This window comes from Paenarthrobacter sp. NPDC091669 (assembly GCF_044756725.1).
Classification (GTDB): Bacteria; Actinomycetota; Actinomycetes; order Actinomycetales; family Micrococcaceae; genus Arthrobacter; species Arthrobacter bambusae_C.
The window spans coordinates 193,494-211,563 of record NZ_JBIVTK010000008.1; the positions used below are offsets into that span (position 1 = coordinate 193,494).

The following is an 18,070-nucleotide window of genomic DNA, read 5'->3' on the forward strand; positions in this document are numbered from 1 at the left end:
ACCGAGGGGCGACATCTCGCCTGAAAGAGTCCCGCCCAAAGGGTCGAGACCTAACCCCTCACCACCCCCAACACCCCCAACACCCACCTCTCTCGCCGAGGGGCGACATCCCGCCTGAAAGAGGCCCACCCAAAGGGCCGAGACCTAACCCCTCGACGGCCATCCACCCTGTACCAGCGCCTCACGGATGCGGCATACAACGCCGTCGTAGCCGCGTTCCCGAACATGCTCGGCGGTAACGACGACAGAGATCCAGCCGTTTGCTGCGAGCGCCGCCTCGCGTCGGATGTCGGACTCCTTTTGATCGGCACTAAGGTGATGTCCGCCGTCGTAATTGATCGCAACTTTGAAGTCGGGGTAAGCGAGATCCGGCCACGCCACTTCGCGGCCCGACGGATCACGCACCACGTAGCTCAAGACAGGTTCCGGCAGGAAGTCGCGGCCCATGGCCAGTCGCAGCCTGGTCTCGGGTACAGAGTCGGCGCCCACCCGGGTCAACTCCAGCGCCGCCCGCGCCTTCCGAATGCCACGCATGCCCGTATGTCGATCGACTTGCGCCTTGAGATCCTCAGCCGAGCAGAGGGGGATCCTGTTATGGCCAAAGCTTCGGGTTTGGCTGCAGATGAAGTAATCGGCGGCAGCGACCAAGTCCTCGAAGGCCAGCACTGCAGCTAGATCCAGCCACGTGCGGGCGGGGCTGGTCACGGGAATCCCGTCCACGGAACTGATGTCCGGCACTGCAAGCACCATTCGATGTCCCTTGACTCCCCGGCGTTGAGGCCGAAATGTGCCGTCGGACCTCGTCAGGTGAACCAGGAAATCCTGCTGGGCATCCCAGGGCAATGGGCATCCCCACAGCATCGCAGCCGTCTCCCGACAACAGATGGCTCCCTCAGTTATGCCGGTGAGGAGGCGGGCAGTGTGGGCAGGGTCCTGTTGTTTTCCCCAAGGAACCCGGACTCCCCTGCTGGCAACGCGAAGATCGTTATTCCAGACACGATGATCCGGCATACCGGCCGCCCGCTGCTCGGCGAGCGTAAATGAACGGCCCCGGATCTCGATCGGGAGCGGCGCGGAAATCCTCATCAGCCATTGTTGGCATGGTTGGAGATGCGCTGAGAGGTTACCCACAGTGTGGAGGACTAGTGGGGCTGAGAGAGCCTCACCGAGGGGCGACGTCTCGACCGAAAAAGCCATCCAAAGAGGCGAGAGCTAACCCCTCGGCGCAAGAAAAAGAGGCGAGAGCTAACCCCTCGACGCAAAAGAAAGAGTTGAGAGCTAACCCCTCGACGCCGGCAAAAGGCGCAGCTGAGTGCTAGATGGACGTCCGGTGAAAGTTCTGGTGGCTGCGGCTGGCGGTGGGACCACGCTGGCCTTGGTAGCGGTTGCCGTATTCACCGGAACCGTAGGGGTGCTCGGCCGAGGATGTCAGCCGGAAGAAGCACAGCTGCCCGATCTTCATGCCGGGCCACAGCTTGATGGGCAGGGTGGCCACGTTGGAGAGTTCCAATGTCACGTGGCCCGAGAATCCGGGATCGATGAAGCCGGCGGTGGAGTGCGTCAACAGTCCGAGCCGGCCCAAGGACGACTTGCCTTCGAGGCGGGCAGCAATGTCGTCGGCGAGGCTGACTGTTTCGTACGTGGAGCCCAGGACGAACTCACCGGGGTGCAGGATGAAGGGTTCGTCGCCTTCCACCTCCACCAACCGGGTCAGCTCTGGCTGTTCCTCGGCGGGGTCGATGTGGGCGTATTTGTGGTTGTCGAACAGCCGGAAGAACCGGTCTATCCGGACGTCCACGGAAGACGGCTGCACCATCGCGGGGTCGTACGGCTCAAGAACAATCCGTTGGGAGTCTATTTCGGCACGTATGTCGCGGTCAGAGATCAGCACAGCATCAAAAATACCCCATGCGTCCAAGTCACCGTGCATTGTCCGGGCGGCCCCGTGGGACTATAGTTCCCGGACATGTAGAACCGCGCCCGTACCTGGGGGCAACGAGCATTCGCGGGGTAATTGTGAAAAAACTGGCAGTGCCGGCTTCCATTGTGCTGGCCGGGGCGCTGGCCCTCTGCGTCGCCGCCTCCAGCCAGATCCTGCCGGCCACGGACGCGGGTCCCAGCGGCAGCACCACCCCCTCTTCCAGCGTCGAGTCTGGTCTGACGGCACCTGAGTCAAGCACGACGCCGGACACCGCACCGTCTGTGGATACCCCAGCAGCCGGTGAAGCGTCCGGCCCCGCCCCCGTCCCCCTCCCGGAAGAAGGCTCCGAAAGCGGTGCGCCGAGCAGGCCCATCGCCTTGGACCCTGTCATCGAGACGCCGCCGCCTGTGCCGAACATTGGGCCGTCGTGGGGTCCGGATGGCCCGCCGACAGACCCGACGGACGGGGCGGAGGGGCCCGAGAATCCGGGCACCAGTGACCCCGCCGTTTCCAGCCCGGCCGAGCCGTCGCCGTCGCAGTCGTCACCGTCGGCACTTCCGTCGCCGACAGCGCCTGCCATGGGCCCACTGCCGTCGGCATCACCATCGCCAACGGCAACGAAAGCAACACCTACAGCCACGGTCACCCCGACAACAACGCCCTCTCCCACTCAGACGGCAACCCCCACAGCGTCGCCGTCCGCATCGGCTCATGCAACCCCAACGCCAAGCGCCGCGCCAACAACCACAGCAACGTCAACACCCACAGCCGCGCAGCCCTCCACCGCAAAACCACCACAGACCCCCAGCGCAACCCCAACACCCAGCACCACCCCCTTCCCCGGCAAAGCCCCCAGCGGTGAAACAGATCCGGACAACGGCGCCCTTGCCCTCCTCCCGGACAGCAACACTGCCGCAATCCTGACGGTGTTCAACGCGATCAACAGCTATCGCGCATCCTTGGGCCTGGCCCCGGTGAAGTACCACGCGACGGTGGCGAGCCTCGCCCAGGATTGGTCGAACAACATCGCGACCCGGGAAGTGATCCAACACCGCGCCAATTTCTGGACGGACCCGCGTGCGCTTAATCCGAACAACGGTGCAGGTGAAGTCATAGCTGTCCGCTGGGACCGTGACGCCGCGCAGTTGGTGGAGTGGTGGAAGGGTTCCCCGGGGCACGATGCCCTGTTGCGTGATCCCCGGTTCAATGTCATGGGCATCGGCATCACGTACACGGACGGCAACTGGCAGACCACGCCGAACCGCTTCACGCTGTGGGGTGTGGTGAACTTCTTTGGTTACACCTCACTTCCGGCCGGAACCACCAATGCACCTGGTGGAACGGTCATTCCTCCCACGGATCCCATAGGAGCATGCCAGCCGGGCGACAAATACCAGCCGCCTTCCGTCAATCTCAGCTCCGCCTCCATCAGGAGTGCAGCAGATCTCGTCTCCATCGCGGCCGACGGAACGGTCTATTCCTACCCCTCCTTGGGGAACGCGAAGTACGGCGCGGCCCGCAAGATCGGCATCGGTTTCACGGGTGTTAAGGAACTGTTCGTCAGTGATTGGGACCGCGATGGCGTCTTCGACCTCATTTACCAACGCACCGACGGGGCCCTCCTGGTGTATCCGGGGAAGCAGACGGGCGGCTTCGGTTCGCCTGGAGTGCTGGGCCACGGCTGGCAGTCCTTGAACATTGCCGTGGGTAACTGGTGCGCGAACAACCGGCTACCGCAGATTGTCGCCATGGACGCGTCCGGCGGGCTGTGGCTCTACAAGAACGCGGGGATGACGTACATCCGCTCGCAGGCCGCGATCGGTACGGGAAACAAGGCCATCCGGCTCAGCATGGTGGATTACAACGCTGATGGTTTCCAGGATCTGCTCACCGTTGAGCCCAATGGTTCCTTGCGCCTGTACCGGGGCAGCGGCCTTGCGACGCCCAAGCAGGAAGCCCGGCCCATCGTGGGCGCCGCGTGGACGGATTACTCCGGACTGCGTTCCTTGCGTGGCGTTACGGGGACAAACACCACCGGCATTGCGGGCCTGGGCACCAACGGGGTCCTGGAGTACTGGGACCTCACCTCGGGAAGGCTGACGACGCCCATAGCGGTGGGGGGCGGCTGGACCGGCTACAAGCTCGCCCAATAGCCGACCCCAATAGCCGACCCGACAAAGAGCCGAAAAAACAGGAGCCCTCACACCACCGAGCGTGACTCCATCACGGTCTTAAGCTGTTCCAACTGGGCCACTTCGGCTTCCATGGTTTTCTGGATCATGCCGTTCATGAGCTTCTGCAGGCCCTTGGGGTGGTATTCAAGGGCGAACCTGAGCCGGGTGGTTTGGCCTTCGGTGCTGAGGTAGTAGCCGCCGGTGGGCCGGGCGGGTCCGGCGACGACGGCGAAGCGTACTTCCGCCCCGGGGCGGGCTTCGGTGATCTGGAAATCGGCGGCGATGGGCCGCCCACCGGGACCGTTGATGGTCTGCTGGTAGAGCGCACCTTTGTGGCCCCGGAGGCCGGACCGCAGGGAGATGCTGCGGATCCCGGACCGCCACAGGGAGTTGTTCATGCCGTCCATGAGGAATCCGTACACGGTCATGGCGTCCCGGCTGATCACCACTTCGTAGTCTGCAAATGCCACGGAAACCTCTTTCGGCGTACGGTTCGATATGTCTTAGCCCGGTTCCCCATACGCTGCAGCTAACACTTTCAGAATAGTCAGCACGCGCGGCACTGGGCACATCGGCGGCGAGCCTTGACCGAATGGTTATCTGTTGCTTCACAAAGTTACGACTGACAGGGCATGGCACCACGGGGTAGAGTTCCCGAGGCTGGCAAAAACCGATTTGGGGGCGTCATGCGGGTTCCGGGACATCAAACTCTTGCAGTGAAGGCACGACGACGGATGGCCGCGTGCGCGGTTTTCCTCGCCATGGCGGTGGCGGGCGGCGTAGTCACGGCGGTTCCCGCCACGGCGGCAGCACCCACTGCGGCAGCACCCACCGCAATTACAGCAGCAACCACGAAGGTCCCCACGACAGTGAACCCGCTGCCGAGTGTGGATCCCATCGGGGACCCTGCCAACTTCTCGGTCCTGGTCAACAAGTCGCGGCCACTGAATCCGGCGAGCTACGCGCCGTCGGACCTTGTTAACGCGCGTGGCTCCGGCCAGTACATGCGGGCGGAAGCTGCCGCATGGCTCAACGGGCTGTTCCAAGGCGCAGCGGACGCCGGTACTGGCGGCTTGTCGATCGTGAGCGGTTACCGTTCCTACGCGCAGCAGCAACAGGTTTACGCGTATTACGTCAGCATCTACGGCCAGGCCTATGCCGACACCATCTCGGCCCGTCCCGGGTACAGCGAGCACCAGACAGGGCTCGCCATGGACATCGGTAACGCCGCCGGAAACTGTGGCCTGAGCACCTGCTTCGGCGATACCGCGGCGGGCAAGTGGGTAGCTGCGAATGCCCACAAATACGGCTTCATTGTCCGCTACCCCAACGGTTACACGGGCACCACGGGCTACAGCTACGAGCCGTGGCATTTGCGCTACGTGGGCGTAGCCCTGGCCACTGACATGAACCGGCGCGGGTTCCCGACACTGGAGCACTACTTCGCGGGCAACACCGCAGCCGCAGCAAGCATCAAGTCCGGCGCCGACTTGGTGGCTGCCGATTCTTCAGGCCGTCTTTTGCGCTACCCCGCGACGGCGGCCGGCGGCTACGCGGGTGCTGTCCAGATCGGTTCGGGCTGGACCGGCTTGAAGCAGGCTTTCGTGGTGGACTGGGACATTGATGGCGTCTACGATCTCCTGGCGCAGTGGAACAACGGCGTCCTGGGGGTCTATCGGGGCCTTCCGGGCGGCGGGTTCGCCAACCAGGTTGTGGTGGGCAGCGGCGGCTGGGAGCGCATGACCATCACCGTGGGTAAGTGGACGCACAAGCATGGCCGGCCCGGCGTCGTGGGCTATTTCCCGGACGGTGTGCTGCGCTACTACCCCAACACCTTTGGTGGTGCGCTGAGCGCGCCGCAGATCATCGGCAAGGGCTGGAATGGCATGGAGCTGACCATCGCCGACTGGGAGGGCGATGGCGCCAATGACATCCTGGCGAGGACAGGTTCCGGGGCCCTGGTCAACTACCGCGGCGATGGATGGGCAGGCTTCTACGGACCCGCCACTACCGTGGGCACCGGCTGGCAGTACATGCGCGTCCTGGCCCCCAGCTTTGGGCTGACCGGCGCAGGCACCCGCGGCATCACGGCACAGACCGCCGACGGCAACCTCTACAACTACGGCCTGGGCCGGGGCCAGTGGACCACGTACCGCCAGGTGGGTTCCGGCTGGAACGGCCCGAAACTGTTCAAGTAGGCGGCCGACGCGCCTGTCATGGGCAGCCCCGCAACTGCGCTAAGCTAGGACTCGCCCGGGGCGAAAATTCCCGGGCAGCGCGGGCGTAGCTCAATGGTAGAGCGCTAGCTTCCCAAGCTCGATACGCGGGTTCGATTCCCGTCGCCCGCTCAAGGAAAACCCCGGATGCCACCATCCGGGGTTTCTTTGCGTCCAAGGACTAAAGGGCCGACGGCGGCACTCACCAAACAGGGCCGCGCACCCGTCGACCGGAGGGGCTCCCGAGCCTACACTCGTACGTACATCCACCTATCCGGGAGGTCCTCCAATGACTCTCACCGACGCTGGTGAGGCGGGCCCGCTCGCCGTCATCAACCGCCTGCTGGAAGCCACGAACAAGCACGATCTCGAAGGCCTGGCAGCCTGCTTTGCGCCGGGCTATGTCAACGAAACACCGGCGCATCCCACCAGGGGCTTCACCGGACGGGACACCATCCGCAGCAACTGGGAGCAACTTTTCACAGGGGTTCCGGACATCAAAGCGCATCTCCTCTCGCACAGCGTCAACGGCAGCTCCATCTGGACCGAGCTGCACCTGCAGGGTGCCTGGCGCGATGGTACGCCGCACGAGATGACGGGCGTCATCATCTTCGGCGTGGACCAGGGCGTCATCAACAGCGCGCGCTTCTACCTGGAGCCGGTGGAAAAGGCGGCAGCGCTGGATGACACCGCCGATCGTGTGACCCACCGTGTCACCCATGGCCGTCCCGCGGCCGAGCCGGCCCAGTGATTCAAAGACTGTGACCCAAGCACAGCGACCCAAGCAGTGACCCCGGCCACTGCTTCTCCGTGCGAGGTGTATCGTCAGGAGTCAGGAGCCATTTCGGCTCCGCTCTAAGGGAGCCATCATGGGCGACAAATCACCGCGCCAAACTGCATCGAAGAAATCCAGCAAATCCATCAAGGAAAAAAGGGCAGACAAGCGGGCTTCTGAGTCCTCCGCCACCGAGGCTGCCAAGCCTTCCACCGGCAACAAGAAGTGACCGCGCCAACCGCCCAGCTGAGCATAGGCGTCCTCGCTTCCTCGCTGAAGCCCAATGAGCGCCGCCTCCCCATCCACCCCCAGCATCTGGAGCGCATCGATCCGGAAGTGCGACAACAGCTCCGGTTCGAATTTGGCTACGGTGAGCGGTTCGGCGTCTCTGACAGCACGTTGGAATCGCTGGTAGGCGGGCTCGGTACACGCCAGGAATTGATCGCCGGCAGCGACGTCATCCTCCTGCCCAAGCCGCAGGCCCAGGACTTGGCCGAACTCCGCGACGGCCAAATACTCTGGGGTTGGCCGCACTGCGTCCAGGACCGGGCCATCACGCAACTTGCCATCGACAAGAAGCTCACGCTCATCGCGTTCGAGGCCATGAACCACTGGGCAGGCGACGGCGGCTTCGGCCTCCATGTTTTCCACAAGAACAACGAGCTCGCCGGATACTGCTCCGTGCTGCATGCCTTGGCGCTCACGGGTTCCACGGGGGACTACGGACGCCGGCTGAGCGCCGTCGTCATCGGTTTCGGGGCCACTGCCCGCGGTGCCGTGACGGCGTTGAATGCCCATGGCGTCCACGACGTCCAGGTCCTGACCAACCGTGGAGTCGCCGCCGTCGGGTCACCCATTCATTCGGTGCGGATCGTGCAGTTCGACCACGACAGCAATGCGCCATTCCTCAGCGAAGTCATCACGGACAAGGGGCGCAAGCCCTTGGCGCCGTTCCTGGCCGCGGCGGACATCGTGGTCAATTGCACCCTGCAGGATCCCAACGCCCCGCTGACCTACCTCCGCACGGAAGACTTGACGGAATTCCGGGCTGACAGCCTGATTGTGGACGTTTCCTGCGACGAAGCAATGGGGTTCAGCTGGGCACGCACCACCACGTTCGACGAGCCCATGTTCCGTGTTGGCGGGCACGTCAACTACTACGCCGTGGACCACAGCCCGTCGTATCTTTGGAACTCGGCCAGCTGGGAAATCAGCGAGGCCTTGCTGCCGTTCCTGGACACTGTGGCGGCGGGCCCGGCCGGCTGGGATGCCAACGAGACCATCTCGCGGGCCATCGAAATCCGCGACGGCGTCATCCGCAACCCGGATGTCCTGGAATTCCAAGGACGCTCAGCGGAGTACCCACACCTTCCAACGGCATAACGACGCCCACCAGGAAGCGCCCGCGGTGATGCCGTGGGCGCTTCTCCGGTTAATCCGTCTGGGATCCTGGCTAGGCCGGCTGGGTCTCCTGCACGATCCGCAGCACCCGGCGCCGGTCACGCAGGTCCACTTTCAGGTGCAGTGAAGACTTCCGGGCAAGAACGACGGCGACTACCGCAGCGGCGATGGCCGGCACGCCGCCTGAGATCAGGACAGCAAGGTGCGGACCAAAGTGCTCGGCCAGCCAGCCCATCATGGGGCCGCCAATGGCCTGGCCGCCGATCAGCACCACCAGGTAGAGGCTCATGACGCGGCCGCGAATGCTCATGTTGGAGCTGGTCTGCACCATTTGGTTGGCCGCAGTGAGGAACATGAGGCACCAGAATCCGGCGAGCACCATGGTGACGCTGAACCACACCATGGACGGCATCACCGATGAGGCACAGAGCATGAGGCCATACAACCCCGCCGAGGTCACCACCGATCGCAACCGCAGCTGTCGACGCCGGGTGGACGCCACCGCACCCATCAGCGCACCGAGCGCAACCATGGCGTTCAGCAGGCCGTAGCCTCCGGCACCGGCGTCGTACACGTGGTCCGCAAAGGCGGCCAGCAACACCGGCAAGCTCATGGCGAAGACGGCCACGAACCCGGCCATCAACCACGGCCAGTAAATGGTGGGTTTGCTGAGTGCGTAGTTGAGGCCTTCGCGCAGCATTCCCTTTTTACGGGGCGTCGGCTGGCTGAGGTGCAACTGGTCCTTGCGGAGGATCAGCAGCATGGCAACGGTGGAGCAGCAGGCCACTGCGTTGGCGGCGAAGGCCCAGCCGGCACCGACAGCGGTGAGCAGCACACCTGCCAAGGCGGGCCCGATCAAGCCGCCCAGCTGGAACGTTGTGGAGTTCACGCTGATGGCGTTACGCAGGTACTTGGGGCCGACAAGTTCGTTGACGAACACCTGCCGGGCCGGCTGGTCAAGCACCGTCACGAAGCCCAGGGCAAGTGCGATGACGTAGACGTGCCACACTTCGACACGACCACTCAAGGAAAGCACCGCCAGCAATGCCGCCAGCACGGCCGCCGCCGATTGGCAGATGATGAGGATCTTGCGCTTAGCGAAGCGATCGGCAATCATGCCGCCCCATGGTCCCAGGAACAATGACGGCATGAACTGCAACGCCACGGTAATGCCGACGGCGGTGACGGAACCGGAAAGCTGCAGCACCATCCAGTCCTGGGCGATGCGCTGCATCCAGATGGCGATCACGGCAATGAAGTGGCCGATCGCGAAGATCCTGAAGTTGGGGACCTTCAGGGAGATGAAAGTATGACGCCAGGGCAGCTTCTCACTCACGACGGCGAGTGGCTGGGTGACGGTGTCCGGCTGGTTTGTGTCCGGCTGGTCTGTATCCGGCAGCGGGCGAGCGGACAAAGAATCGATGACGGGCTGGCTGACGTTTGCCGCTGAAGGCGGTGGGGGTGCCAAAAGTAGTCCTCGGATGGAGAGTTTCGGTGGGATGCGTTTAACGCTATGGTTGCCAGCAGCAATTATGGAAGCGTATTGCGCCTATAACTAGCATTGCGGAATGCAATGAGCTGCTTGCAGCGCCAAGGAAACGGCGCAGTACTCCGGCCCGGCGCTGACCTGCGCTTAGAGGAGTTCCGTGTTTGAACCCGTCCAGCTCCGCTCCTTCCTGGCCGTTGCCGAAACGTTGAGTTTCACCAAGGCAGCAGAACGGCTGGGGCTCGCGCAGCCCACCGTCAGCCAGCACGTCCGCAAGCTCGAGGCCGCCGCCAAGCGGGTACTCGTGGCCCGGGATACCCGTGAAGTCAGGCTCACTGACAACGGTGATGCCATGGCCGGTTTTGCCCGCAACATCCTTGCCGCCCACGATTCCGCGGCCCGCTACTTTTCCGGCTCGGCCATGCGGGGACGCCTCCGCTTCGGGACAGCGGACGACCTCGCCATCACCGGCCTCCCCCGGATTCTCCGCGAGTTCCGGCAGCTCTACCCTCAGATCAACCTTGAGCTCACTGTCAGCCAAAGCGATCAGCTGTACAAGCGGCTCAACGCCGGGCAGCTGGACCTGGTGTTCGTGAAATGGGTGGCCGGCGCCAAGGAAGGCACGGTGGTCCGGCACGATAACTTCGCGTGGGTGGGCGTGGAGCAGACAGTGCTGGAACCGGGCGCACCCGTGCCGCTCATTGCGTACCCGGCACCGAGTTTGAGCCGGAAACTCGCCATCGATGCCCTGGAAGCAGAGGGCCGGACCTGGCGGATCACCTGCAGCACCAAACAGATCAGCGGAGTGCTGGCGGCCGTGCGGGCCGGCATTGGAGTCGCCGTCATGCCGGCATCGCTGGTGCCCGAGGACCTGAAGGTCATCACCCAGCGATTCGGGCTGCCGCCGGTGGGCGACGTGGACTTCACGTTGATCCGGAATCCACTGGCCAACGCCGAGGTCATCGACGCCCTGACACAAGCCATCATGGGCCGGACGCTGAGCAAGTCGAACTAGCCACCGGGCTCCTGTTAGCAGCCGGCGGCCGTAGTAGGCTCACCCAATGATTGACGCCAAGCTCATGCCGCCATCTGCAAGCTTCCATGCCTCGTGGCTTGCAAGCTGGGACGAGTGGGGAACCCTGGAGCAGGACGGCTCGGCAGCGTTCGTAGCCGCGAGGTACAACCTGGATCTCCGCCAGCGCAGCGATTTTTCGGAATGGATTAACCTGCTGCACGAATTGCCCAAGGAGAGCTTCCAACCTCCTGAAGGCTTGGCCAACCAGAGCACCATCTGGGTTGTCGAGGACAACGTGTATCTGGGTTCCGCCAGCCTCAGGCACTCGTTGGCCAATGACTACCTCACTGAGGTGGGAGGCAACATTGGCTACGGCATCCGGCCCAGCGCCCGGGGACGGGGGCTCGCCAAGCTTGCACTGAAAGGCGCCCTCCAGGAGGGCAGCTCCCTCGGCATGGAACGCGTGCTGGTGACCTGCAAGCAGCCCAACACGGCGTCCGCCCGCACCATTGAAGCCTGCGGCGGCGTTCTTGAAAGCGTCCGGCCACCGGAGAGTTTTGCTACGGAGCTGGGAGTGACGGAAGCGATCCGGCGTTACTGGATCCAGCTGTAGCGTGACTTGGTACCTACGCCGCACCCTTTTCCGCCGTTTGCGCCAGTAACCTCTGGTGCGATCGGCGGGAATGGGTGCGGTGCTTGCGCATAAGGGGTGCGATCGGCGGGAACAGGCGCGCCCCTGCTGACCACGCCCACCCCACCCAACCCCCACTCGGAACCACCCCAAACCTTCGGCAGTGGCCTCTTTACGCCGCACCCTTTTCCGCCGTTTGCACCAGTAACCTCTGGTGCGATCGGCGGGAGCGGGTGCGGCGTTTGCGCATAAGGGGTGCGATCGGCGGGAACAGGCGCGCCGCTTGCGCATAAGGGGTGCGATCGGCGGAAGCTGGTGCGTAGATGTTCAGCAGGCGATACGCCCTTACCGGGTAAGCGCATTCCCGGTATCCTGTAAGCATGATCGACCTCACCACGCTGGCTGACCTCACGCCCGGCATCTGTTCCGTGACTCTCCGCTCCCACGGGATTGACGAGGTAGTCCGGATTTCATCGCACGCAGGCCTGGCCGGCATCGAGTGGGGTACTGATGTGCACGTCAGCGACGCGGAGTCCGCAGCGCACGCAAAGGAAGCAACTGAGGCGGCGGGACTCACTGTTCTTTCGCTCGGCTCGTACTATCGCTGCGGTGCCTTCGGAGATTTCGATCGTGTCCTGAACCTCGCTACGGCGCTCGGCGCCCCACGAATCCGGGTGTGGGCCGGAGAACTTGGCTCGGCCGGCGCCAGCCAGGAACATTGGGACGCAGTAGTGAAAGACACACAGCGGATTGCGGATCTCGCAGCCGCCCAGGGTGTCGCCATTGCGTTTGAGTATCACGGCAACACCCTCACCGACTCGCCCGCCACCACCCTGGAGTTACTGAACCGGGTGAACCACGCCAACGTCGGCACTTACTGGCAGCCCGCCGTCGGACTTTCAGACCAGCAGGCGCTGGAGTCCCTCCACGAAGTCCTCCCCCACGTGGTGGGCGTCCACTGCTTCTCCTGGGGGCCGGTTGCTGAACGCTTCCCGCTGCGGAACCGGAAGTTGCTGTGGCAGACCGTCACTGACGTCCTGCGCGGAAACGGCAAGGACCTGGACATCATGCTGGAATTCGTCGAGGACGATCTTCCGGACAACGTCATCAACGATGCCTCATTCCTGCACACCATCACTCTGGGCGAGGACTGACACCCCCGGCGCTACGCGGTCCAGCCCCGCCGAGCGAGCCATGATGCGCAGAGCGCCGGCCACTGATCCGCGCCCGGTGTTCCCGAGGCCAGGCCAATGCCGTGGACGCCGTGCGGGAAGACGTGCAGTTCCACCGGGACTCCGGCCCTACTCAGCGCGCCGGCATAAGCGAGACTGTGGCTGATGGTGACGGATTGGTCGTCGGCGGTATGCCAGAGGAACGCCGGCGGTGTTGTCGGCGTGACGTGCAGATCCGTTGAAAGTTCCCGCAGGAGCCCAGGGACGGCATCCGCACCGGCGAGGTTGTCCACAGATCCCTGATGGACCGAATCCACGAAGGAAATGACCGGATAGCAGAGGATGCTGAGGTCCGGCACAGCCTCGATGGTGTCCAACGCAGGATCACCGGTGGCTACCTCCACGGACAGCGTGGACGCGAGGTGCCCGCCGGCCGAAAACCCCAGGACGCCGACCCTCGATGCGTCCACGTTCAGCCCGTGATCGCCGTTGCGGATCCACAGCATCGCCTGCTTGGCATCCACCAAGGGAGCCGGGTGCTGATCCGGCGCCACCCGGTACCGCAGCACGAACGCGTGGATTCCCAACGAAGCCAGCCATTCAGCCACCGGCTCGGCCTCGTGGCCTGCCTGCTTCGCGTAACCCCCGCCGGGAAGCACCAGGATGGCCGGCGCAGCTTGAGCGGAACGCGCGGCCCCTGTGGAGCGTTCGCCTGTGGAACGTTCGACGGCGGGAATCACCGTCAGCGCCCGGGGCGCCTGCGTTGGTGGCTGGGCTGGTGACGGCGCCTGCGCTGGTGGCCCCGCCGTCGTCATACCTGTGATTCGACCGGAGTTTCGGTGCTGCGGCGGAGCTTGACCGCGCCGCTGACGGGAGGAGTATCCGGATCTCCCGCAGCGAGCCGGCCAATATCTTCGAGCGGCAAGTGCACGGTGGACAGTGCGGGCCGGAAGTCGCGCAGGGTTTCAATGTCGTCGAAACCGGCGATGGTGGCGTCGCGGGGAATCCATACGCCCTCCGGCCGAAGGGCAGCGGTAACGCCGATGGCCATGACGTCATTGACGGCAAAGATGCAGAGGCGTTCCGTGGAGGACTTGATCCGCTCGGCAAGCGCCTGGCCGGCTTCATATCCGCCGGCCCGGTTGAATCCAGTGCGGATCACCTCGGCGGCGGACCTCCCAGCGTCCGCGAGCCCGCGCTGGAAACCCCGGACACGGTCGTCCGATGTGTAGAGGCCCTCGGGGCCGGCAATGATCAGGAAAGCACCGTCATGGGTGGCGGCCAGTTCCGCGGCGAGGCCGGCAGCCAGTTCCTCATTGGGGACTTTCACCACGTGGTAGCCCTCGGTGGTGGACGCGCCCACCACCGGATGGCCAACTACTCCCACGTGACCGCCATTGCGGCAGTAACGGTCCAGTTCGGCGGCCAGCTCGGCGTTTCCTTGTTTGTCCTCAGCCCGCACGGAACGCGAACCGGCAATGACGATCGAGTCGGCGCGACGCGCAGCGAAGGCTGCCACGGCCTCTTTTTCATCCGAGGGAGCCCCGGAGGTGGTGGCCAGGAGCACCATGCGGTTCTGCTGACGGGCAGCTTCCTGGACGCCGCGGGCGATCGCGGAGAAGTAGGGATCGGCGATGTCGTGGACAACCAGTCCGATCAAGCCCGAGCTGGACTTGGCCAAAGCCTGCGCCTGCGCGTTGGGCACGTAACCGAGCTTGTCGGCGGCCTCGCGGACGCGTTCGGCGATGTCTTCGGCGGGCTTCCGGGACGAGCCGTTGAGGACCCTGGATGCGGTGGCCAGGGAAACCCCGGCCAAACGGGCAACTTCACTCAGTGTGCTGGCGGCCACGGGGCCCTCCTTATCTGCAAGCGTCGGGACTGGCGCTAGGGAAATTATGTCAGTCTTCCGAGAGTTTTGGGAAAGCGCTTGCCAATCCGGCGAGTCATGGTGCATGATCGATTGCAACGGGAATGCGCTTTCCCACTGGAACTGCAAGCACCGGCTTCCGCACCGCGACCGGCACACAAGGCACTGGAGACAACATGGGCTACGAAACAAAGACGATCCGCATCGCCATGAACGGCATCACCGGCCGTATGGGCTACCGCCAGCACCTGCTGCGGTCCATCCTCCCCATCCGCGACGCCGGCGGCTTCACCCTGGAAGACGGCACCAAGGTCCAGGTTGAACCGATCCTCGTGGGCCGCAACGAAGCCAAGATCCGCGAACTCGCCGAGCTCCACAAGGTCTCCGAATGGACCACCGACCTGGACGCCGTCATCGCCGACCCCACCGTTGACATCATTTTTGACGCTTCCATGACCAGCCTCCGCGCCGCCACCCTGAAGAAGGCCATGCGCGCCGGCAAGCACATCTTCACCGAGAAGCCCACGGCCGAGACCCTGGAAGAGGCCGTTGAGCTGGCACAGATCGGCAAGGACGCCGGCGTCACTGCAGGCGTCGTGCACGACAAGCTGTACCTCCCCGGCCTGGTGAAACTCCGCCGACTGGTGGACGAAGGCTTCTTTGGCCGCATCCTCTCCATCCGCGGCGAGTTCGGTTACTGGGTCTTCGAAGGCGACGTCCAGGCTGCCCAGCGCCCGTCGTGGAACTACCGCAAGGAAGACGGCGGCGGAATGACCACGGACATGTTCTGCCACTGGAACTACGTCCTTGAAGGCATCATCGGCAAGGTCAAGAGCGTCAACGCCAAGACCGCCACGCACATCCCCGCACGCTGGGACGAGGCCGGCAAGGAGTACAAAGCCACCGCTGACGACGCCTCCTACGGCATCTTCGAACTCGAAACCCCGGGCGGCGACGACGTCATCGGCCAGATCAACTCCTCCTGGGCCGTCCGCGTCTACCGCGACGAACTGGTGGAGTTCCAGATCGACGGCACGCACGGTTCCGCCGTCGCCGGTTTGAACAAGTGCGTTGCGCAGCAGCGCGCCCACACCCCCAAGCCCGTCTGGAACCCGGACCTGCCCGTCACCGAATCCTTCCGCAGCCAGTGGCAGGAAGTTCCCGCCAACGCTGAGCTGGACAACGGCTTCAAGCTGCAGTGGGAAGAATTCCTGCGCGACGTCGTTGCCGGCCGCGAGCACCGCTTCGGCCTGCTCTCCGCAGCCCGCGGCGTGCAGCTGGCCGAGCTCGGCCTCCAGTCCTCGGCCGAGCGCCGCACCATCGACATCCCGGAGATCACCCTCTAATGACGTCACTGATCCTTCCCACCGACGACGGCGGCACCCGCGAGTACCGCCTTCAGGCAGCCACCTCGTGGGCCAAGCCGACCGCACCTTTGACGGCCCGCCGCGCCTACGCCGCAGCGCACGTCATCCCCGAGGTTGCAGCCGACAACACCCCCGGCGCCCCGGCGCAGCTCGACTGGGACGCCACCTTGGCGTACCGGCACGAGCTCTGGTCCTACGGGCTGGGCGTGGCCGATGCCATGGACACTGCGCAGCGCGGCATGGGCCTGGACTGGGCAGCTACCCAGCAGCTCATCAAGCGCACGGGTGCCGAAGCCGCTTCCGTAGTGGCCTCGGGCAACGCCGCCATTACGGGCAAGTCCGTCCGCGACCTCGTGTCCTGCGGCGCAGGCACCGATCAGCTGGACATCGCTGCCCTCCCCGAGGGGCCAGCGGGAATCCAGGCTGTCATCGACGCCTACCGCGAGCAGATCGCCGTCGTCAGTGAAGCGGGGCCCAAGGTCATCCTCATGGCCTCCCGCGCGCTTGCCAAGGTCGCCAACGGCGCCGACGACTACCTGCACGTCTACTCGACGCTCCTTCAGGAAGTTGACCAGCCGGTCATCCTGCACTGGCTGGGCACTATGTTCGACCCCGCGCTGGCCGGATACTGGGGCTCCAACGATGTCTCTGTTGCCACCGAAACGTTCCTCAGCCTGATCCGTGAGCACTCGGACAAGGTTGACGGCGTGAAGGTTTCGCTGCTGGACGCCTCACACGAGGTTGCCCTCCGCGCCAATCTTCCGGAAGGCGTCCGCCTCTACACCGGCGACGACTTCAACTACCCGGAACTGATCGACGGCGACGAAACGCACCATTCGGACGCGCTGCTGGGCATCTTCGCTGCCATCTACCCCGCTGCTTCGGTGGCGTTGCAGAAGTACGACGCCGGCCAAGGCGCCGAGGGCCGCGCCATCCTGGACTCCACCCGTGAGCTCGGAAAGCACATCTTCAGCGCCCCTACGTTCTACTACAAGACCGGCATCGCCTTCATGTCCTGGCTCAACGGCAAGCAGCCCGGATTCCAGATGGTGGGCGGCCTCCACTCGGGCCGCTCGGTACTGCACCTGGCCAAGACCTTCGAACTGGCAGATCAGGCCGGTTTGCTGAAGGATCCGTCGCTGGCCGCGTTCCGGATGTCCGACTTCCTGCGGATCAACGGGGTGGGCGCATGAGCGCGGACTTCTCCCGGCTTTCGCTGAACAGCGCCACCACCAAGAAGTGGACGCTTGCTGAAGCCGTTGACGGTTGTGCACGTGCCGGCATCCCCGCGATCGGGCCGTGGCGTGACCGCGTGGCCGAGGCAGGACTGGATAAGGCAGCCAAGCTCATCAAGGACGCCGGCCTCCGCGTTTCCTCGCTCTGCCGCGGTGGTTTCCTGACCGCAGCCGATGCCGAGGGACAGGCCGCTGCCCTGGCTGACAACTTCGAGGCCGTCCGCGAAGCTGTAGCCCTGGACACCCAGGAACTGTTCCTGGTGGTGGGCGGACTCGCTCCGGGCGAGAAAGATGTGGTGGCTGCACGCCAGCGCGTCGCTGACCGGCTCGAGGAACTGGTTCCGTTCGCTTCCGAGAACGGTGTGCGCCTGGTGCTGGAACCGCTGCACCCGATGTACGCCGCTGACCGCGCGCTCATCTCCACCCTCGGCCAGGCACTCGATCTCGCCGCGCCGTACGACGCAAAGGCTGTTGGCGTCGCCGTCGACACCTTCCATGTCTGGTGGGATCCGGAACTGAAGGCGCAGATCGAACGTGCCGGCCGCGAGAACCGCATCGCCTCCTACCAGGTGTGCGACTTCAACCTGCCCATCGCCGCTGACGCGCTGCTGTCCCGCGGCATGATGGGCGACGGCGTCATCGACTTCGCCACCGTCGGTACCTGGGTCAGGGACGCCGGGTACAAGGGCGACATCGAGGTTGAAATCTTCAACCAGGAGATCTGGGACGCCGACGGCGACACCGTCCTGGCGACCATGAAGCAGCGCTACGCGGAGCTCGTGCTCCCGTTCGCGTAACAACGTGATCGTC

General features: G+C 64.5%; 17 protein-coding genes and 1 tRNA gene. 12 read left to right on the forward strand and 6 right to left on the reverse strand.

Annotation, left to right across the window (positions count from 1 at the left end; all coding sequences use genetic code 11):
- Positions 1-144: 144 nt before the first annotated feature.
- Complete coding sequence (locus tag ACIQLI_RS15195) at positions 145-750, reverse strand: endonuclease domain-containing protein (RefSeq protein ID WP_400389981.1); 606 nt, start codon at positions 748-750, stop codon at positions 145-147.
- A gap of 565 nt (positions 751-1,315) precedes the next feature.
- Positions 1,316-1,891: a dCTP deaminase gene (gene dcd, locus ACIQLI_RS15200; RefSeq protein WP_011776299.1), complete on the reverse strand. Its 576-nt coding sequence runs from the start codon at positions 1,889-1,891 to the stop codon at positions 1,316-1,318.
- A gap of 140 nt (positions 1,892-2,031) precedes the next feature.
- On the opposite strand from dcd, the gene ACIQLI_RS15205 reads away from it, so the two are divergent.
- Positions 2,032-4,074 (forward strand): CAP domain-containing protein, encoded by a 2,043-nt coding sequence (locus ACIQLI_RS15205; protein ID WP_400389983.1) that lies wholly within the window; start codon positions 2,032-2,034, stop codon positions 4,072-4,074.
- Between the two features lie 47 nt (positions 4,075-4,121).
- Here the strand turns inward: ACIQLI_RS15205 and ACIQLI_RS15210 are convergent, their stop codons facing one another.
- A complete protein-coding gene (locus tag ACIQLI_RS15210) occupies positions 4,122-4,565 on the reverse strand; it encodes an SRPBCC family protein (RefSeq protein ID WP_354227394.1) in 444 nt (147 codons plus the stop codon).
- A 246-nt stretch (positions 4,566-4,811) separates the two neighbouring features.
- Here ACIQLI_RS15210 and ACIQLI_RS15215 point away from each other — a divergent pair, with 246 nt between their 5' ends.
- The 5 genes from ACIQLI_RS15215 to ACIQLI_RS15235 all read left to right on the forward strand — a co-directional run bounded on the left by ACIQLI_RS15215 (position 4,812) and on the right by ACIQLI_RS15235 (position 8,469).
- Complete coding sequence (locus tag ACIQLI_RS15215; RefSeq protein WP_400389985.1) at positions 4,812-6,293, forward strand: D-alanyl-D-alanine carboxypeptidase family protein; 1,482 nt, start codon at positions 4,812-4,814, stop codon at positions 6,291-6,293.
- Positions 6,294-6,372: 79 nt separating this feature from the next.
- A tRNA-Gly gene (locus ACIQLI_RS15220) sits at positions 6,373-6,443 on the forward strand.
- A gap of 157 nt (positions 6,444-6,600) precedes the next feature.
- On the forward strand, positions 6,601-7,062 hold the full coding sequence (locus ACIQLI_RS15225) for a nuclear transport factor 2 family protein (RefSeq protein ID WP_354227390.1): 462 nt from the start codon (positions 6,601-6,603) through the stop codon (positions 7,060-7,062).
- A 118-nt stretch (positions 7,063-7,180) separates the two neighbouring features.
- Complete coding sequence (locus ACIQLI_RS15230; protein ID WP_011776304.1) at positions 7,181-7,315, forward strand: hypothetical protein; 135 nt, start codon at positions 7,181-7,183, stop codon at positions 7,313-7,315.
- Complete coding sequence (locus ACIQLI_RS15235) at positions 7,312-8,469, forward strand: N(5)-(carboxyethyl)ornithine synthase (protein WP_400389987.1); 1,158 nt, start codon at positions 7,312-7,314, stop codon at positions 8,467-8,469. Before ACIQLI_RS15230 ends, ACIQLI_RS15235 begins: the two co-directional genes overlap by 4 nt.
- A 70-nt stretch (positions 8,470-8,539) precedes the next feature.
- Here ACIQLI_RS15235 and ACIQLI_RS15240 read toward each other — a convergent pair whose 3' ends face one another.
- Positions 8,540-9,955, reverse strand: coding sequence for an MFS transporter (locus tag ACIQLI_RS15240; RefSeq protein WP_400389988.1), 1,416 nt, complete (start codon positions 9,953-9,955; stop codon positions 8,540-8,542).
- Positions 9,956-10,133: 178 nt separating this feature from the next.
- Between ACIQLI_RS15240 and ACIQLI_RS15245 the strand changes: the two genes are divergently transcribed.
- The 3 genes from ACIQLI_RS15245 to ACIQLI_RS15255 all read left to right on the forward strand — a co-directional run bounded on the left by ACIQLI_RS15245 (position 10,134) and on the right by ACIQLI_RS15255 (position 12,773).
- Positions 10,134-10,988, forward strand: a complete 855-nt coding sequence (locus tag ACIQLI_RS15245; protein ID WP_026543322.1) for a LysR substrate-binding domain-containing protein — start codon at positions 10,134-10,136, stop codon at positions 10,986-10,988.
- Positions 10,989-11,034: 46 nt separating this feature from the next.
- Complete coding sequence (locus ACIQLI_RS15250; protein ID WP_400389990.1) at positions 11,035-11,601, forward strand: GNAT family N-acetyltransferase; 567 nt, start codon at positions 11,035-11,037, stop codon at positions 11,599-11,601.
- A 398-nt stretch (positions 11,602-11,999) separates the two neighbouring features.
- Positions 12,000-12,773 carry a sugar phosphate isomerase/epimerase family protein gene (locus ACIQLI_RS15255; RefSeq protein ID WP_400389991.1) on the forward strand — a complete coding sequence of 258 codons (774 nt, stop codon included), beginning with the start codon at positions 12,000-12,002 and terminating at the stop codon, positions 12,771-12,773.
- 11 nt (positions 12,774-12,784) lie between these two features.
- On the opposite strand, the gene ACIQLI_RS15260 is transcribed toward ACIQLI_RS15255, so the two are convergent.
- Positions 12,785-13,606 carry an alpha/beta hydrolase gene (locus tag ACIQLI_RS15260; RefSeq protein ID WP_400389993.1) on the reverse strand — a complete coding sequence of 274 codons (822 nt, stop codon included), beginning with the start codon at positions 13,604-13,606 and terminating at the stop codon, positions 12,785-12,787.
- Positions 13,603-14,640 carry a LacI family DNA-binding transcriptional regulator gene (locus ACIQLI_RS15265; RefSeq protein WP_400389995.1) on the reverse strand — a complete coding sequence of 346 codons (1,038 nt, stop codon included), beginning with the start codon at positions 14,638-14,640 and terminating at the stop codon, positions 13,603-13,605. Before ACIQLI_RS15265 ends, ACIQLI_RS15260 begins: the two co-directional genes overlap by 4 nt.
- 194 nt (positions 14,641-14,834) lie before the next feature.
- Here ACIQLI_RS15265 and ACIQLI_RS15270 point away from each other — a divergent pair, with 194 nt between their 5' ends.
- Genes ACIQLI_RS15270 through ACIQLI_RS15280 form a run of 3 tightly spaced genes read left to right on the forward strand, consistent with a single transcriptional unit; the run spans position 14,835 to position 18,057 of the window.
- Entirely contained in the window at positions 14,835-16,004 is a 1,170-nt protein-coding gene (locus ACIQLI_RS15270) for a Gfo/Idh/MocA family protein (protein WP_400389997.1), read from the forward strand.
- On the forward strand, positions 16,004-17,218 hold the full coding sequence (locus ACIQLI_RS15275; RefSeq protein WP_400389999.1) for a dihydrodipicolinate synthase family protein: 1,215 nt from the start codon (positions 16,004-16,006) through the stop codon (positions 17,216-17,218). Before ACIQLI_RS15270 ends, ACIQLI_RS15275 begins: the two co-directional genes overlap by 1 nt.
- Positions 17,215-18,057 carry a sugar phosphate isomerase/epimerase family protein gene (locus tag ACIQLI_RS15280; RefSeq protein ID WP_400390001.1) on the forward strand — a complete coding sequence of 281 codons (843 nt, stop codon included), beginning with the start codon at positions 17,215-17,217 and terminating at the stop codon, positions 18,055-18,057. The genes ACIQLI_RS15275 and ACIQLI_RS15280 overlap by 4 nt, the downstream gene beginning before the upstream one ends.
- The last annotated feature ends 13 nt before the right edge of the window (positions 18,058-18,070 follow it).

Coding starts and splice junctions, on each gene's coding strand:
- ACIQLI_RS15270 (WP_400389997.1), top strand. CDS start 14,835: ATGGGCTACGAAACAAAGACGATCCGCATCGCCATGAACGGCATCACC.
- ACIQLI_RS15280 (WP_400390001.1), top strand. CDS start 17,215: ATGAGCGCGGACTTCTCCCGGCTTTCGCTGAACAGCGCCACCACCAAG.
- ACIQLI_RS15275 (WP_400389999.1), top strand. CDS start 16,004: ATGACGTCACTGATCCTTCCCACCGACGACGGCGGCACCCGCGAGTAC.
- ACIQLI_RS15225 (WP_354227390.1), top strand. CDS start 6,601: ATGACTCTCACCGACGCTGGTGAGGCGGGCCCGCTCGCCGTCATCAAC.
- ACIQLI_RS15195 (WP_400389981.1), bottom strand. CDS start 750: ATGGTGCTTGCAGTGCCGGACATCAGTTCCGTGGACGGGATTCCCGTG.
- ACIQLI_RS15250 (WP_400389990.1), top strand. CDS start 11,035: ATGATTGACGCCAAGCTCATGCCGCCATCTGCAAGCTTCCATGCCTCG.
- ACIQLI_RS15260 (WP_400389993.1), bottom strand. CDS start 13,606: ATGACGACGGCGGGGCCACCAGCGCAGGCGCCGTCACCAGCCCAGCCA.
- ACIQLI_RS15255 (WP_400389991.1), top strand. CDS start 12,000: ATGATCGACCTCACCACGCTGGCTGACCTCACGCCCGGCATCTGTTCC.
- ACIQLI_RS15230 (WP_011776304.1), top strand. CDS start 7,181: ATGGGCGACAAATCACCGCGCCAAACTGCATCGAAGAAATCCAGCAAA.